Annotated in this window: 10 protein-coding genes; 4 read left to right on the top strand and 6 right to left on the bottom strand. The window is 72.3% G+C overall.

The window, feature by feature from the left end:
• Positions 1-437 precede the first annotated feature (437 nt).
• The 3 genes from AC1P0E_RS29820 to AC1P0E_RS29810 all read right to left on the bottom strand — a co-directional run bounded on the left by AC1P0E_RS29820 (position 438) and on the right by AC1P0E_RS29810 (position 6851).
• The gene (locus AC1P0E_RS29820) at positions 438-2723 is read right to left on the bottom strand and encodes a heavy metal translocating P-type ATPase (protein WP_482745203.1); all 2286 of its coding nucleotides are present in this window, start codon (positions 2721-2723) and stop codon (positions 438-440) included.
• Positions 2724-2853: 130 nt separating this feature from the next.
• Positions 2854-5094, bottom strand: coding sequence for a S9 family peptidase (locus AC1P0E_RS29815; protein ID WP_482745202.1), 2241 nt, complete (start codon positions 5092-5094; stop codon positions 2854-2856).
• Positions 5067-6851 carry an N-acetylglutaminylglutamine amidotransferase gene (locus AC1P0E_RS29810; RefSeq protein ID WP_482745201.1) on the bottom strand — a complete coding sequence of 595 codons (1785 nt, stop codon included), beginning with the start codon at positions 6849-6851 and terminating at the stop codon, positions 5067-5069. Before AC1P0E_RS29810 ends, AC1P0E_RS29815 begins: the two co-directional genes overlap by 28 nt.
• A gap of 192 nt (positions 6852-7043) precedes the next feature.
• Here AC1P0E_RS29810 and AC1P0E_RS29805 point away from each other — a divergent pair, with 192 nt between their 5' ends.
• Positions 7044-7925 (top strand): oxygenase MpaB family protein, encoded by an 882-nt coding sequence (locus AC1P0E_RS29805; RefSeq protein WP_482745200.1) that lies wholly within the window; start codon positions 7044-7046, stop codon positions 7923-7925.
• Positions 7926-7949: 24 nt separating this feature from the next.
• On the opposite strand, the gene AC1P0E_RS29800 is transcribed toward AC1P0E_RS29805, so the two are convergent.
• The gene (locus tag AC1P0E_RS29800) at positions 7950-8843 is read right to left on the bottom strand and encodes a hypothetical protein (RefSeq protein WP_482745199.1); all 894 of its coding nucleotides are present in this window, start codon (positions 8841-8843) and stop codon (positions 7950-7952) included.
• A gap of 153 nt (positions 8844-8996) precedes the next feature.
• Between AC1P0E_RS29800 and AC1P0E_RS29795 the strand changes: the two genes are divergently transcribed.
• Positions 8997-9212 (top strand): hypothetical protein, encoded by a 216-nt coding sequence (locus tag AC1P0E_RS29795; protein ID WP_482745198.1) that lies wholly within the window; start codon positions 8997-8999, stop codon positions 9210-9212.
• Positions 9213-9271: 59 nt separating this feature from the next.
• On the opposite strand, the gene AC1P0E_RS29790 is transcribed toward AC1P0E_RS29795, so the two are convergent.
• On the bottom strand, positions 9272-9802 hold the full coding sequence (locus AC1P0E_RS29790) for a DoxX family membrane protein (RefSeq protein ID WP_482745197.1): 531 nt from the start codon (positions 9800-9802) through the stop codon (positions 9272-9274).
• Between the two features lie 101 nt (positions 9803-9903).
• On the bottom strand, positions 9904-10704 hold the full coding sequence (locus tag AC1P0E_RS29785) for a sulfite exporter TauE/SafE family protein (RefSeq protein ID WP_482745951.1): 801 nt from the start codon (positions 10702-10704) through the stop codon (positions 9904-9906).
• A 307-nt stretch (positions 10705-11011) separates the two neighbouring features.
• Between AC1P0E_RS29785 and AC1P0E_RS29780 the strand changes: the two genes are divergently transcribed.
• Both AC1P0E_RS29780 and AC1P0E_RS29775 read left to right on the top strand, forming a co-directional pair.
• Entirely contained in the window at positions 11012-12856 is a 1845-nt protein-coding gene (locus AC1P0E_RS29780) for a S8 family serine peptidase (RefSeq protein WP_482745196.1), read from the top strand.
• Between the two features lie 178 nt (positions 12857-13034).
• Positions 13035-15962 carry an AAA family ATPase gene (locus tag AC1P0E_RS29775; protein ID WP_482745195.1) on the top strand — a complete coding sequence of 976 codons (2928 nt, stop codon included), beginning with the start codon at positions 13035-13037 and terminating at the stop codon, positions 15960-15962.
• Positions 15963-15999: the final 37 nt, after the last annotated feature.

The raw sequence follows: 15999 nt of genomic DNA, 5'->3' as shown, positions 1-15999 counted from the left end.
ACCAGGCGCAGCAGTTCGGCGTGACGGGTCCGGGAACGCCATGAGCGTGCCAGCCGGCAGAGGCACCGCCGCCGCCACGAGCACCGGCTGCAACAGGGAGGCAGCGAACGGCAGTTCTATGGGCGTCTCGCTCCAGGGAAGAGTCGCATCCGCGAGCTTCATCAGCTTGCGGGTCGCTCGCCGCGGCCTGGTAGGTCATTGCCGGTTGGAATGCGCCACATCGTACGGTCGGGAGAACCCGGAGTGGCAGGTACCCCCACAGGGTACCTGCCACTCCGCACGCACTGGACCGCCCCTGCACGAAGGTCTGCGGAGTCGGAGCGGCGGAGGTGGTGTTGCTCCGTCAGGTGCTCGGGCTGTGTCTGCGCCTGAGCGTCCGGCTCTCCGGTGACTGTCCTTCGTACAGGGGCGGTTGATTCGCTGTGGCCATGAGGGCCTCAGCTGGTGGCCGCTTTGAAGCCGCGCAGGCGCAGGGAGTTGCCGACGACGAAGACGGAGGAGAAGGCCATGGCGGCTCCGGCGATCATCGGGTTGAGGAGGCCGGCGGCGGCGAGGGGGAGGGCGGCGATGTTGTAGGCAAAGGCCCAGAAGAGGTTGGACTTGATGGTGCCGAGTGTCTTGCGGGAGAGGCGGATTGCGTCGGCCGCCGCGAGGAGGTCGCCTCGTACCAGGGTGAGATCGCCGGCTTCGATGGCGGCGTCGGTGCCGGTGCCCATGGCCAGGCCGAGGTCGGCCTGGGCGAGGGCCGCGGCGTCGTTGACGCCGTCGCCGACCATGGCGACGCTGCGGCCCTCGGCCTGGAGCTTCTTGACGACGTCGACCTTGTCCTCCGGCATGACCTCCGCGATGACCTCGTCGATGCCCACTTCCTTCGCGACCGACTCGGCTACGGCCTGGTTGTCGCCGGTGAGCAGGATCGGGGTCAGGCCCAGGGCACGCAGTCGGCGGATGGCCTCGGTGCTGGTGTCCTTGACGGCGTCGGCCACTTCCAGGACGGCGCGGGCCTCGCCGTCCCAGGCGACCGCGATCGCGGTACGTCCGGCTGCTTCGGCGGCGGCCTTGGCGCGCTCGAGTTCGACGGGCAGGGTCATGGCCCATTCGGTGAGGAGCTTGGTGCGCCCTACGAGGACGGCGTGGCCGTCGACGATGCCCTGGACGCCGAGGCCGGGGATGTTCGCGAAGTCCTCGGGGGCGGGCAGGGGGCCGGTCTTGTCGGTGGCGGCGGCGGCGACGGCCTGGGCGATCGGGTGCTCGGAGGCGTGCTCCAGGGCGCCCGCCAGGCGCAGTACCTCGGTCTCGGTGGTGTTGTCGGTGGTGTGGACGGCCAGGAGGGTCATCTTGCCGGTGGTGACGGTGCCGGTCTTGTCCAGGACGATGGTGTCGACCTTGCGGGTGGTCTCCAGGACCTCGGGGCCCTTGATCAGGATGCCGAGCTGGGCGCCGCGGCCGGTGCCGACCATCAGGGCGGTCGGGGTGGCCAGCCCGAGGGCGCAGGGGCAGGCGATGATCAGGACGGCGACGGCGGCGGTGAACGCCGCAGTGAGCCCGGCTCCGTTGCCGAGCCAGAAGCCGAGTGTGCCGAGCGCGAGGGCGATGACGACGGGGACGAAGACGGCGGAGATCTTGTCCGCGAGGCGCTGAGCGGCCGCCTTGCCGTTCTGCGCGTCCTCGACGAGCTTGGCCATCCTGGCCAGCTGGGTGTCGGCGCCTACCCGGGTCGCTTCGACGACCAGGCGCCCGCCGGCGTTCAGCGTCGCTCCGGTGACGGTGTCGCCCGGGGCGACCTCGACGGGGACGGACTCTCCGGTCAGCATCGCGGCGTCCACTGCGGACGTGCCCTCGACGACAGTGCCGTCGGTGGCGATCTTCTCCCCGGGCCTGACCAGGAACCGGTCACCCACGGCCAGTTCGGCGGTGGGAATCGTCTCCTCGCGCCCTCCGTCGCGCAGTACGGTCACGCTCTTCGCGCCCAGCTCCAGCAACGCCTTCAGGGCGGCGCCCGCCTTGCGCTTGGAGCGGGCCTCGAAGTAACGCCCGGCCAGAATGAACGCGGTGACCCCGGCCGCCGCCTCCAGGTAGATGTTCCCCGCACCGTCGCTGCGCGAGATCGTCAGCTCGAAGGGGTGCGTCATCCCCGGAGTACCGGCGGTGCCGAAGAACAGCGCCCACAGCGACCACAGGAACGCCGCCGAGGTACCGACCGAGATCAGCGTGTCCATCGTCGCCGCACCGTGCTTGGCGTTGGTCCACGCCGCGCGGTGGAACGGCCAGGCGGCGTACGTGACGACCGGGGCGGTCAGCGTCAGCGACAGCCACTGCCAGAACTCGATCTGCAGCGCCGGAACCATCGCCATCGCGATCACCGGCACCGCGAGGACGGTCGCGGTGATCAGCCGCTGCCGCAGGGGGCGCAGCTCGTCGTCAGCGCTCCGCTCCTCGGCCGTGCCGGTTTCCGGCTCCGTGCGTACCGGCGCGGGCTCCTTCGCCGAGTACCCGGTGGCCTCCACCGTCGCGATCAGATCCCCCACCGAGACATCCTCACCCCGGTAAGTGACCTTTGCCTTCTCGGTGGCGTAGTTGACCGTGGCCTGGACGCCGTCCATCCGGTTCAGCTTCTTCTCGATACGCGCGGCGCACGAGGCGCACGTCATACCGCCGATGGCCAGCTCGACCTCGGCTCCGGTGCCGGTGCCGGTGGCGCTGGTGGCCGTGGGGACGGACACATCTGCTCCTCAGGTTTGGTGGGACGGGCCGAGACTTTATACCCCTAGGGGGTATCTATAGGAGCCATGTATACCCCCCTCCCCTATTTTGCGCAAGCGTCGGACCCCCCGGCCCCCCGCCGCCGACCCCTCAGTCCTTGAGGTGGCGCTCCATCCAGTCCCCGGCGGTACGGCGGAACAGCCGCCGGTTGTCCGCCCGCAGGAACTCGTGCCCTTCGTTTCTCAGCAGCAGCAGCTCCGCGGGGACGCCGCGCTCGCGAGCCGCTCGTACCATCTGCTCCGACTCGCCCGGTGGGACGTTCGTGTCGTACTCGCCGTGGACCGCCAGCAGCGGCGCCCGCAGCGCGTCGATGCGGCTCATGGGCGACAGCGACTGCAGCAGTTCCCGGTCGTGCTCGGGATGGCCGTACTTGGCTGCCGCCGACTGCGCGATCCACTGCTCGGTCCCCGCGAAGAAGGTGGCGAAGTCCGACATGCCGCAGACCGCGATGCCGGTACGGAAGAGTTCCGGGTGCCACACCAAAGACGCCAGCACCAGATAACCGCCGTACGAACGGCCCATCACCGCCAGCCGCGTGGGGTCGGCGAGTCCCTCCGTGACGGCGTGCGCGGCGCAGTCGGCGACGTCGTCGATGGCCGCGAACCGCCCGGTGCCCAGGTCCGCGTCCACGAAGGAGCGGCCCCAGCCCGACGAACCGCGGACATCGGGCGCGAAGACGTCCAGTCCGCGCCCGAGCAGTTCGTGGTAGAGCGGATTGAACACCGGCCGTTCCTGCTCCTCCGGCCCACCGTGCAGGTGGATCACGCAGGGTGCCGGGCGGCCGGGATCGCGGCCCGGCGCCCGGTAGTACCAGCCGCCGATCGGGAGACCGTCGCGGGCCCGCAGGCGAACCGGCGTGGGCCGCACCGGCGGGCGGCCCGGCGGCGCGGCGTCCTCGTCGCGTGCCGACCAACCGGTGCGCACGGGCGTCACGCCGTCGGGGAGCCACCACACGCCCGGCCTGCGCCGGGAGCCGGAGAGCGCGAGAAACATGCCGCTCGGGCCCGCGGCGGCGATACGGGTGACCACCTCGTGCGGCAGGGGTACGGCCTGTGGCGGCCCCGTCGCGCCGTCCTCTCCCGCGCCGGGCAGAGCGACCGATTCCAGCTCACTCGCACCGTGCACGTTCCAGGCCAGTACAGCCGTGCCGCCGTCGTCGGCGACGGTCAGCAGTTCAAGGCCGGCGGCGTCGCGCCCAGCCGCCGCACGAAGGCCCAGGCACTCGCCACCGGCACCCAGCGTGACGGCCAGCAGGACCGGGAACTCGCGGTCGGCGTCGCTGCGCAGCCACAGGGTGCGCCCGTCGGGAGCGAACCGGCCGATCCAGGGATCGCCGTCGGCCACCGGCACCGCGCAGACCGTCCGAGGGCCGGTGGTGCACACGACCATCGCTTCCCGCCGGCCGCGCGGCCCGTGCCGCAGGAGCGCGAGCCGGCCGTCCGCGCTGACGTCGCACACCCGCAAGGAGGCGGCCCCGGCCTCGGCGGCCAGCAGGACGGGCGAAACCGCCGCCTCGGGGTCGACGAGGTACGCGGCCAGCCCGCCGCCCGCCGCGGGCCCGTCAGCCGTCCCCGCCGCCTCCGGCTGCGCGCCGGGCTGCCCCGCGCCGCCCCGGCGCCCGTCGCCGAGCAAGGTGGCACGGCCGTCCCGCTCCGCCCAGCCCGGGGGCAACGCCGCACCGTACCCGTCGGTGGGTGATTCGTCCGGCGCGGGAGGGGCCGAGCCGTGCTCGGGAATCGCGACGGTTACGGCGGCCGGTTCGGCGACCGTGACGGCCAGCGCCGACCCGTCGCGTGTCCAGCAGCCGAGATGGGCGAACTGGCCCGGCTCGGCGCCTGCGAGCACCCGGCGTCCGGTGCCGTCGGGGCGTACACAGAGCACACGGGTGTGCTCACCGCCTCCCGGAGCGGAGGTGTACGCGATCCAGTGCCCGTCCGGCGACCAGGACACCTCCGTCACCGGGTCGGGATCGGCGTCCAGGAGATGGGCCGCACTGCCGTCGGCCGTCGAGGTCCACAGCTGCGGTACGCCGCCGCGGTCGCAGATGAACGCCACGTGTTCGCCGGTGGGATCGGCCGACGGGTACCAGCAGCCGTGCACGACCAGTGGCGTCGGCGCGTCCCGGAGCCCCTGGGCGTCCGGCAGCGGCACGGTGGCGGGAGCCGTCGACGTGAACGGCCGGGGGCCGGAGGACGCGGCCGGCTCGGGCGGCGCGGACGGGCCCGGCGCGCCGGCCAGGGTGGGCGCGGGCCGGGCAGGCGTGGCGGGAGCAGGCCCCGGCTGCCGCCCGCGCCGCTCGTCGATCAGCTGATTTCGTGCGTCTGCAGCCATATCTCCAGCAGAGCCACTTGCCACAGGGCGTTGGCTCCCCGCTTGGTCCGGTGGGTGTCGGGCCCCGCCAGCAGCTCGGCGACGTACGACTCCTGGAAGATCCCCCGCCGCCGCGCCTCGGGAGCGGACAGGGCCTCGCGCACCCGGTCGAGGACCGGCCCGGCCATGTGCCGGATCGCTGGGACCGGGAAGTACCCCTTGGGCCGGTCGACGACCGTGTGAGGCAGCACCTGACGGCCGACGTCCTTGAGCACTCCCTTGCCGCCCTGTGCCAGCTTGAGCCCGGGCGGGCAGGAAGCGGCCAGTTCGACCAGTTCGTGGTCGAGGAACGGCACCCGCGCCTCCAGGCCCCAGTCCATGGTCATGTTGTCGACGCGCTTGACCGGGTCGTCGATCATCATGACGTGGGTGTCCAGCCGAAGTGCCGCGTCGAGTGCGGTCTCGGCACCGGGCACCGCCATATGGGCACGGACGAAGTCGCCGGAGACGTCGTGGTCCGCCAGCATGTGGGGCCGCAGCATCCGGGCCAGGTCCGCGTGCGGCCGGTCGAAGTACACGTCGGCGTACGTCGCGGGCTCCTGCTCGCGCCGGGCGGCGGCCATCGCCGGGTACCAGTGGTAGCCGGCGAAGACCTCGTCCGCGCCCTGTCCGCTCTGTACGACGCTCAGCTGCTTGGCGACCTGTTCCGACAGCAGGTGGAAGGCGACCGTGTCATGGCTGACCATGGGCTCGCTCATGGCCTCGATCGCCCCGTCGAGCCCGGCCGACACGCGGTCGGAGGGGATCATGAGCTGGTGGTGGTCCGTGGCGAACTCCTTCGCGACCATGTCCGAGTACGTGAACTCGTCGCCCTCCTCGCCGTTCTCCGACTCGAATCCGATGCTGAAGGTGGCCAGGTCCGTCTGCCCCTCCTCGGCCAGCAGGGCCACGATGAGGCTCGAGTCCAGGCCACCCGACAGAAGTACGCCCACGGGTACGTCCGCGACCATGCGGCGGCGTACCGCCGTGCGCAGGGCGTCCCGTACCGCGTCCCGCCAGTCGGCCGCGTCCATGCCGGCGTGCTCGGGTCTGCGGGTGTACGACGGCTGCCAGTAGCAGTGGTCGTGGTGCCTGCCGTCCCGCTCGACGACCCGCACGGTGGCCGGGGGAAGCTTGCGCACACCGGCGAGTACGGTCCGCGGCGCGGCCACCGTGGCGTGCCAGCTCAGGTACTGGTGCACGGCCTGCGGATCGAGTGAGGTGTCCACCCCGCCGCCCGCGAGCAGCGCCGGCAGTGACGAGGCGAACCGCATTCGGTCCGTGTCCTCGGCCAGGTACAGCGGTTTGATGCCCAGTCGGTCCCGGGCCAGCACCACACGGCCGGTGTCGTGCTCGACCACGACGAAGGCGAACATCCCCAGGAGGTGGTCGACGCAGCTGGTGCCCCACTGGCGGTAGGCCTTGAGGAGTACTTCGGTGTCCGAGGTGGAGAAGAAGCGGTGCCCGAGCCGTTCAAGCCTCCCGCGGAGTTCCTGGTAGTTGTAGATGCAGCCGTTGAAGACACCGGTGAGCCGGTTCTCCGCGTCGGTCATGGGCTGGGCCCCGTGCTCGGACAGGTCGATGATCTTGAGTCGGCGATGCCCCAGAGCCACCGCCCCCTGTGACCACAGCCCCCGTCCGTCGGGGCCACGCGCCGCCAGCCGGTCCGTCATACGTTCGACCCCGGCGATGTCGGGGCGCCCACCGTCGAACCGGATCTCTCCGCTCAGCCCGCACACAGGGCACCGCCCCGGCCGGCGGCGGGCAATGGATCAGGAACGCTCACGGTCCTCTCCTCACCGATAGGCCTCGCTGTGATCCACGAGTTCCCCAAGACTGACCACGTATGTCACACATGCAAACATTCAGGGGCGTTTCCCGCCTGCTCCAGGCCGCCGGAATTCATATTCCGGTCGGCGGATACTGGTCGTATGGATGTGTCCCCACCCGCCGTCTCCCACCTGCGCGCGCGGATCGGCAGCAGCCTGTTCACCCGCGTCGCGGGCCCCAGGGGTCCGGACACGCGGGCTCGTATTCACCTCACACCCGGGCCGCGCTGGTTCGGTCCCGACAGGCCGATCCGCACCGTTCACGGGGACGCCTCGATGTTCATCGGCGGGCTGAGGGCCCTGCTGCTGCAGTCTCTGCACCCGCTCGCCATGGCCGCCGTCGCGGCTCATTCCGGCTACCGGGGCGATCCGTGGGGCCGGCTCCAGCGCACCAGTACCTTCCTGGCCGTGACGACGTACGGCACGGCGGACGACGCGCAGCAAGCCGTGGACCGGGTCCGGGCCGTGCACGAGCGGGTGAGCGGGACCACTGCCGCCGGGGAGGCCTACCACGCCGCCGATCCGCACCTGCTGGCCTGGGTCCACGTCGCCGAAGTCGACAGCTTTCTGCGCGCCCACCAGCTCTACGGCGCCCGGCCGCTGGACGCCGACGGCTGTGACGCGTACATAGCCGATACGTCACGGGTGGCGGCAGCGCTCGGTGTGAGCGACCCACCACGCACGCGGGCCGAGCTGGCCGAACGGCTGAGTGCGTACCGTCCCGAGCTGCGCGCCACGCAAGAGGCTCGCGAAGCGGCCCGTTTCATCCTGCTTCACCCGCCTCTCCCCTGGATCACCCGGGCGCCGTACGCCGTTCTCGCCGCGAACGCGGTCTCGACGCTGCCGATGTGGGCCCGCGAGCCGCTCGGGCTGCCCCGCCTGCCGGTTCTGGAGAGAACCTGTGTGCGCTTCACCGGACACGCGCTGACCAGAACGATCCGGTGGGCGATGGTGCCGCCCCCGCGCACTCCGGGCCCCGTCTGACCGACTCCGGGACGGCGACGGGGTTCACTGTCCGTCGAATCTCGCCGCGACCGCCTGCTCCAGCGTGAGGCCGCTCGCTTCCTCGTCCGGTTCGAGGAACGCGAAGATCACGGCGAGCGCGACCGTGCCCATGAGGGAGCGGCGGTTCTCGTGGTCGACGACGCCGGCGCCGGGGTCACCGATGGCGCGCAGCGTCATCCCGTCGGTGGCAGCGGAGAGCGCGTTGGCCAGGTCGTCGATGCTGAGGCCGGGGCGCAGCCGCAGGCCGCGCTCCCGGATGACGGCGGCGTACAGCTCCTTCCACGAACCGAGATAGTCCTCGTACATCGCGGAGACGGCCTTCATGATCTCTTCGTCTCCCTCGGCCGCGGTCATGAGGGCGAGGCCGAGCCGGACGGAGGGCGTGGCGACACCGTCGGCGGTGTGCAGATAGGCCGTCTCGTGCACGGCGCGTACGAAGTCCGGTCCGCTGACCAGCTTCTTGGTGTTCGCTGCGCGCTGCTCCCGGTATTGCGGCCGGTAGTTCTCCCGCCACACCGCGAAATGGATCAGGTCGGCGACGAACTCCGACTGCGCGCTCCACCGGTCCCGCAGCGTCGCGACACTGCCCTGCCGGGGAAAAGGCCGCGGGTTGTTGGCGACCTCGGCGGCAATGGCGCGCTGCGAGAGGAAGCTGAGGAAGGGCCGCTCGCCGTGGGCGCCGAGCTGGGCGCCGGGTCCGAGGTGCCGGCTGAGCAGCCGCATGCCGGCCGCCAGATACGCGGCCGTGACCGGGTCGTTCGCCAGCCGGACGCGGAAGGGGCGGGTGCGGCGGTTGAGATGGCGCAGTACTCCGGACGGGTCCCGGTCGTAGGGGAACGGAAGGTCCCGTTTCGGGCCCTTGCCTCTGGGGGCTCGCGGCTCGTTCACGTTTGCCATGCCCGCATACTGCCTCCGCCTCCGCCCGGCCGACAGGGGCGCAGCTACGCGGAACCTCAGGGGCCGGGCCGATACCGCGCGGCTGCGTGGCTGCGGACCCTCAAGCGCCCGCGATACACCGGGGTTTCCCAACCAGCGAAGGTGTGATCGACGATGTTCACAACAGCCATGGGCCATGCGGCGTGGGCGCTGACCTCCCTCGCCGTCAGCAGCGCTGTGGTCCGGCTCGTCCTCGGTGTACTGACCGTCCACGCGGCCCGCAAGGCTCTCGGCGCACCGGCCGCCCCGAAAGCGGCCGACCGCCTGCGCGCCCACCACCTCGCGGTGTTGCGCGCCCTGCTCAACGGCCTGAAACCTCCCCGGCGTTGAGCAACAGCCGGGCCCGCCGAACGGCGCCCCGTCGCACGTCCCGGCCTGGCCACGGGGGCCTACATCGCGGCCTGCGCGGCGTCCTCCGCCTGCGCCTTGCTGCGCTTGGTGAGGACCCCGGCCGCCGCGAGCGCGCAGCCGGTGAAGGCCAGTGCCACGGTCCACGGCTGGTCGAAGTGGTGCTTCATGGCGTGGTCCAGCGAGTACCGGCCGGCTCCGGCGAGGCCGATGGCGGCCGCCGTGAAACCGAGGAACGCGGGGTACTCGTAGCCGCCCGACTGGGCGAAGAACCCGGCGGGCGCGTGTACGGCGACGGCCCCGGCCATGGCTCCGGCCGCCGCCGCGCCGGCCGCGGGTGTGGCGAGCCCGAGCGCCAGCAGCACCCCGCCGCCCGCCTCACCGAGCCCGGCCGCCACGGCGCTCTGCCTGCCGGGGCTGAAGCCCATGTGCTCCATGGCCGTCGCGGTCCCCTCCACGCCTCCGCCACCGAACCAGCCGAGCAGCTTCTGCGTACCGTGCGCCGCGAGCACGGTGCCGGTGCCCACGCGCAGTGCGAGCAGGCCGAGGTCGCGTCGGTTGATGTGAGGCATGAGTCTCTCCCAGCGTGAAAGGGGCGCGGTAACGTCTCCACTTTCGTCATGAAACGCACCGTGCGCACCATTTCGGGCACCACCTCGATCTCCACGGCGTATCAGCGCAGCAGCAACTGAAGGCCGCCCAGTACGGTCGCCCCGATCACCAGCTGCTCGAAGAGCCGCTGGTTGATCCGGTCCACGCACTTGCGGCCGAGGTAGGCGCCCGGGACGACGAACAGCACCAGGGCCGCGTCCAGCAGCAGGGACCGCGGGGTGATCAGGCCCAGGCCGACGCTGAACGGCACCTTCGAGGTGTTGACGATCAGGAAGAACCACGCCGACGTGCCGAGGAAGCCGAGCTTGCGGAAGCCGGCGGAGAGCAGATAGAGCGACATGACCGGGCCGCCGGCGTTGGCGACCATCGTGGTGAAGCCGCCGAGCACGCCGTACGAACGTGCCTTGATCCGGCCGCCGCGCGACGCCGTGTCCGTCCCAGGGCCGGGCCCCGCCCCCGCCTGCGGCCCGGTCTCCGGTTCCGCAGCCGTCTCCGCCGGGCCGCGTCGGCGCCACAGCGTGACGCCGGCCATCAGCAGCAGGATCGCACCGATCGACGTACGTACGGCGCCGTCGTCGGCCCACAGCATGAACACCGCGCCCGCCACCACTCCCACCGCGACCGCAGGAAACAGCCGCAGCAGGGTCGGCCAGTGGGCGTGCCGCCGGTAGACGAGGACCGCGATCAGGTCGCCCGCGATCAGGATGGGCAGCAGTACGCCGGTCGATTCGCGTGCCGGGAGCACGGCGGCGAAGACCGCGAGGCTGACCGTGTTGGCGCCGCTGACGGCCGTCTTCGAGAAGCCGACCAGGGCCGACGCGGCGGCCAGCGTCGCGATCTGCCACAGGGTGAGGGTGTCCATACCGGTGGCCGACGCTACAGCCACCCTCCCCCCGCCCGGCCGTCACCCCTCGCGGGGGCGACAAGGGTTTTCCCCGTATCGGGTTCATCTCGCCGTTCCCTACTGTCTGCCGCACCGGCGAATCCCGTCCCCTGATGCGTAAGTGTCAGGTGCATGTAAAGGGGGTGGGCTACGCCGGGGACGGCCTTGACCCAGGGTCGTAGCGCCGGCGGCGGCGCACGGGCTCACCCGGCCCGGGAATCGCGGACCCGTGGCCCCCACGCCACTCGCGGCTCCAGCGCCGCCGCCTGCGCTCCGCACGTACGTCATGAAAGGGAACACCTTGAACGGTTCCAGGCGGAGACTCATATCCGTCGTGGCCGCGACCGCCACGATCGCCGGCGTCGTTGCCACCTCCTCCGTGGCGTCCGCCGCCGCCACGGGCCCCTCCCCGAAGCCCGCCCCGGCTTCGCAGGCCATGACCGAGCTGCCGACCGCGCCGGTCGAGAAGGTCATCGTCACCTACAAGTCCGAGGCCGCCGAGGCCGGTTCCAACACGGCCGCCAAGAAGGACGCGGCCGCCAAGGGTAAGAGGACCGGCGAGAGCCTGGCGTTCGAGCGCCGCCTGGCCGGCGGCGCCGCCCTGGTCGACCTGGGCGGCGAGGCGTCCAAGAAGGACCTCACCGAGGTGATGGCCGCGTTCCGCGCCGACACCTCTGTCGCGTCCGTGGAGCCCGACATCCGTGCCTACGCGATGGCGGCCACCCCCAACGACACCGACTACGCCAAGCAGTGGGACCTCTTCGAGGCCACCGGCGGCATGAACGTCCCCGGAGCCTGGGACAAGACCACCGGCAGCGGCGTCACCGTCGCCGTCATCGACACCGGTTACGCCGCCCACACGGACCTGGCCGGAAACATCGTCGCCGGGTACGACTTCATCTCCTCGTCCGCGGACGCCCGCGACGGCAACGGCCGTGACAGCAACGCCAAGGACGAGGGCGACTGGAACGCCACCGACGGCGAGTGCGGCACCGGTTCCCGGGCCAGCAACTCCTCGTGGCACGGCACGCACGTGGCCGGCACGATCGGCGCCACGACCAACAACACCAAGGGCATCGCGGGCATCGCCTACAGCGCGAAGATCCAGCCCGTGCGCGTGCTCGGCAAGTGCGGCGGCTCCTCGTCGGACATCGCCGACGCCATCACCTGGTCGTCCGGCGGCTCCGTCCCGGGCGTCGCGGCGAACGCGAATCCGGCCCAGGTCATCAACCTGAGCCTCGGCGGCGCCAGCTCCACCTGCCCGAGCGTCTACCAGAGCGCCATCAACGGCGCCGTGTCGCGCGGCACCACCGTGGTCGTCGCGGCGGGCAACAGCAACGCCAACGCCTCCGGCTTCACGCCCGCCAACTGCTCCGGCGTCATCAACGTGGCGTCCACCAGCCGTGAGGGCAACCGTTCGTACTACTCGAACTACGGCACCAGCATCGACGTCTCCGCGCCCGGCGGCGAGACCCGTCGCGCCACGGACACGCCCGGTACGGTCACCACCCCCGAGAACGGCATCCTCTCGACGCTGAACTCCGGTACCACCACGCAGTTGGCCGAGAACTACAAGCCCTACCAGGGCACTTCGATGGCCGCCCCGCACATCGCCGGCCTCGCCGCGCTGCTGAAGTCGGCCAAGAGCACCCTCACCCCGGCCGACATCGAGTCCGCGATCAAGACCAACGCGCGGCCGCTGCCCGGCACCTGCACCGGCGGCTGCGGCACGGGCATCGCCGACACGACGAAGACCGTGAACGCCGTCACCGGCACCACCACCCCCGGCGCCACCTTCACCAATGCGGCGAACGTGACGATCAACGACAACTCGACCGCCGCGTCCTCGATCGCCGTCACCGGCCGGACCGGCAACGCTCCCGCCGCCCTCAAGGTCGACGTGGACATCAAGCACACCTGGCGCGGCGACCTGGTCCTCGACCTGGTCGCTCCGGACGGCACCGTGCGCAACCTGAAGGCCTCGTCGTCCTCGGACAGTGCCGACAACGTCATCGCGACGTACACGGTCGACGCGTCGAGCGAGGTCGCCAACGGCACCTGGAAGCTCCAGGTGCGCGACGTGGCATCGGGTGACACCGGCTACATCGACAGCTGGAGTCTCACCTTCTGAGACGCTCAGCGGTCCATGTCAACACTGTTCAGGGGCGTGTCCGCGGCATATCGCGGGCGCGCCCCGCGCCGCGTGTGTCCGCATGCCGGACAACGGCTCTGGACGGCGGCCACCGACTTCGTATTCTCTGCTCGCACGGGCAGAGGGCTCGCGCACACCGGAAGGTGGTGGTGGGTTCGTGACGTCGGCGGTGTACCGGCCCGCGCCCGTGGGACGGACGGAGCTCCTCGCGCGGCTCGAACGGGTCCTGCACGCCCGCGGCCGTGCCCTGCTCACCGGCCCCGCCGGAGTCGGCAAGACCGAACTCGCCCTCGCCGCCGCCGCGCGCGCCGAGTCCCGGGGCGAGACCGTGATCTGGCTCGCCACGCTCCCCGCCGACCGGGACATACCGGGTGCGGCGGCCGCAGCCCTCGTCGCGTCCGTGGCGGCGGGCGTGTCCTGGCCCGCGACCGGGACGGCCCACAGCGGCCCCGCCGGTCCCGGCGGCCCCGGCGGACCGGGGACGTACGACATTCTCGAAGGGCTGCCCGGCCCGCAACGGACCGCCGTCGCCATGCTGTGCCGCGAGGCACTCATCCCCGACGGCGGCTGGGACCCCATCGCCCTGCGGCTCGCCCTCGCCCAGATCCTGCGGACCCTCGCCGCGCACGGACCCGTCCTGCTCGTGGTCGACGGCGTGCAGCGCATCGACGACACCAGCGCCGACCTCCTGCGTTTCGCCCTGCACCTGGCTCCGTCCGCACTGCGGGTGCTCGCCGTCGAGATCCCGCCCACCTACGGCTCCGACCCTCTTCACGGTGGTACGCCGCGACCCGGCCCGGCAGGACCGGAGCCCCTGTGGGTACCCTCCGAGGCCGACGTCCTGTTCGTACCGCCGCTCCAGGCCGACGAGATCGCCGAACTCCTCATTCATCACCGGCTGCCCTCCCGGATGGCCGGACGCATCCACAAGGCCAGCGGCGGCAATCCGCGTCTCGCGCTCGCCGTCGGCCGGTCCCTCGCCGACGCGCGCACCCCGGTGCACCACGCCGAGGCCCTGTCGTTGTCGGGGCGCGCCCGCGATCTCGCCCGCCAGCTCCTGGGCGCCACCTCGCCCGACGTACGCTCCACGCTCCTGCTGGCCGCGCTGGCCCTGCGGCCGACCGCTTCCCTGATACGCCGCGCCGGCCGTCCCACCGCCGAGGCCGATCTCGCCGTCGCCGAACGCGCGAACCTGGTCTCCCTCGACGAGGACGGGACCGTCGGCTTCACGGCCGGCCTGCTGCCGTCGACACTCGTGCACGACGCCTGCTGGACCGAGCGCAGCGCCGGTCACGCGGCGCTCGCACGGGTCGTCGACGATCCCGTGGAGGCGGTACGTCACCGGGCCCTGGCCACCGACATCCCCGACGGTTCCCTGGCCACCGAGGTCGCCGCGTCCGCCGACGTCGCGCGGCGCCGCGGCAACAGCGCCCTGGCGGCCGAACTCGCCCTGCTCGCCGCCGGATGCACGCCCGTACAGCACAGCTCCAAGCGGATCGCCCGGCTCGTCGACGCGGCCGAGGAGGCGGCCTGCGCCGCCCGCGCCGACCTGGCCATGCGCGCGGCCACCGACCTGCTGGCCCGCGACGCCGCCCCGGCCGACCGGGTCCGCGCGCGGCTCGCGGTGCTGGACACGGCGGGCCAGGGACTGTGCAACCTGGACGAGCTCTACGTCCACGCCATGGAGGACTCCGAGGGCGATACGGCGCTGCGCGCGGCCGTCCTGCTCCGGCTGGCGGTGAAGTACGTTCTGGCCGACGGCGATCCCGTACGCTCCCGGGCCGCCGCCGTCGAGTCCGCCGCACTCGCCGGCTCCGTGGGCGACCGCAGGACGGCGGCGAAGGCGCTGACCGTACAGGCGCGCATGGACCGCGTGCTCGGCTCGCCGGACGCGGAGCGGGTACTGGCCGAGGCGCGGGCCCTGGAGGTGTTCGAGCGCCCGCTCGGCATCCGTAACGCCGCGCAGATACTGACGATCCGCCACGCCATGTTCGACGGCCGCCTCACCATTGCCCGCGATCAGCTGGGCGCCCTGCTGCCGCTGGTCGAGCGGCGCGGCCCGGTCGAGGACTCCATCGAGCTGCTCAGCACGCTCGCCGAGATCGAGGCCCGGCAGGGACAGTGCGCCGCGGCGCTCGCCCACGCCGGCCGGTCGCTCGCCCTGACGTTGGAGGCCGGTCTCTCACCGGGGCCCGCCTGGTACGCCCTGGCCCTCGCGGAGACGGCGGGCGGCAGTTTCGAGCGCGCCGCGAGCTACGCCCGGCGCAGTGTCCGGGCCTCCGAGGAGGAGGGCGACCACGTCTTCCTCTCCCGCAGCCTGTACGCGCTCGGCCGGGTACAGCTGATCAACGGGGACGTGGCGTCGGCCCTGGAGAGCCTGCGCCGGGTCCAGGCCGGCGAGCGCGCCCAGTCGGCCGTCGACCCGTCCATGCTGCGCTGGCACGAGGAGCTCGCGGAGGCGCTGCTGGCGAACGACGCACCGGAGGAGGCCGCGGCCCTGCTCGACGCCGTGCGGCCGGTGGCCGAACGCCTCGGCCGTACGACGGTGCTCCTCGGCTGCGACCGGGCGTACGCGCTGTACCTGGCGGCGAGCGGGAAGCCGGACGAGGCCGCGGACGTGCTGTCCAGGACCGCGGAGAGTTTCGCCGTGGCGGGTCTGCCGCTGGAGCGCGGCCGGGCACTGATCGCGCTGGCCCGCGTGGAGCGCCGCCGCCGCAGACGGTCGGCAGCCCAGAGCGCGCTGCACGCCGCGGCCGCCGTCTTCGAACGGGCGGGGGCGGTGCCGTGGCTGGGGCTGACCACGGAGACGTCGTCCCGTACGGCCGAACCCGCCCCGGCCCGCGGCGACACCCTGTCCTCACTCACCGACGCGGAACTGCGCCTGGCCCTGCTGGTCGGCCAGGGGGCCAGCAACCAGGAGGCGGCGGCGAAGCTGTATCTGAGCGTGAAGACGGTCGAGGCCCGGCTCACCCGCATCTATCAGAAGCTCGGCGTCCGCTCGCGCGCCCAGCTGGCGACCGCCCTGACCGCCTGGCCGGGCCACCGGCCGACGCCCGCCGTCACGGAGAACCCGGCAGTCGGCTGACGCGAAGATGCGCGGCACCGCAACCGGGGAGCATCCT

It is taken from the genome of Streptomyces sp. TRD_SC_5, assembly GCF_056836825.1.
This window is presented reverse-complemented; position numbering and strand designations above follow the sequence as displayed.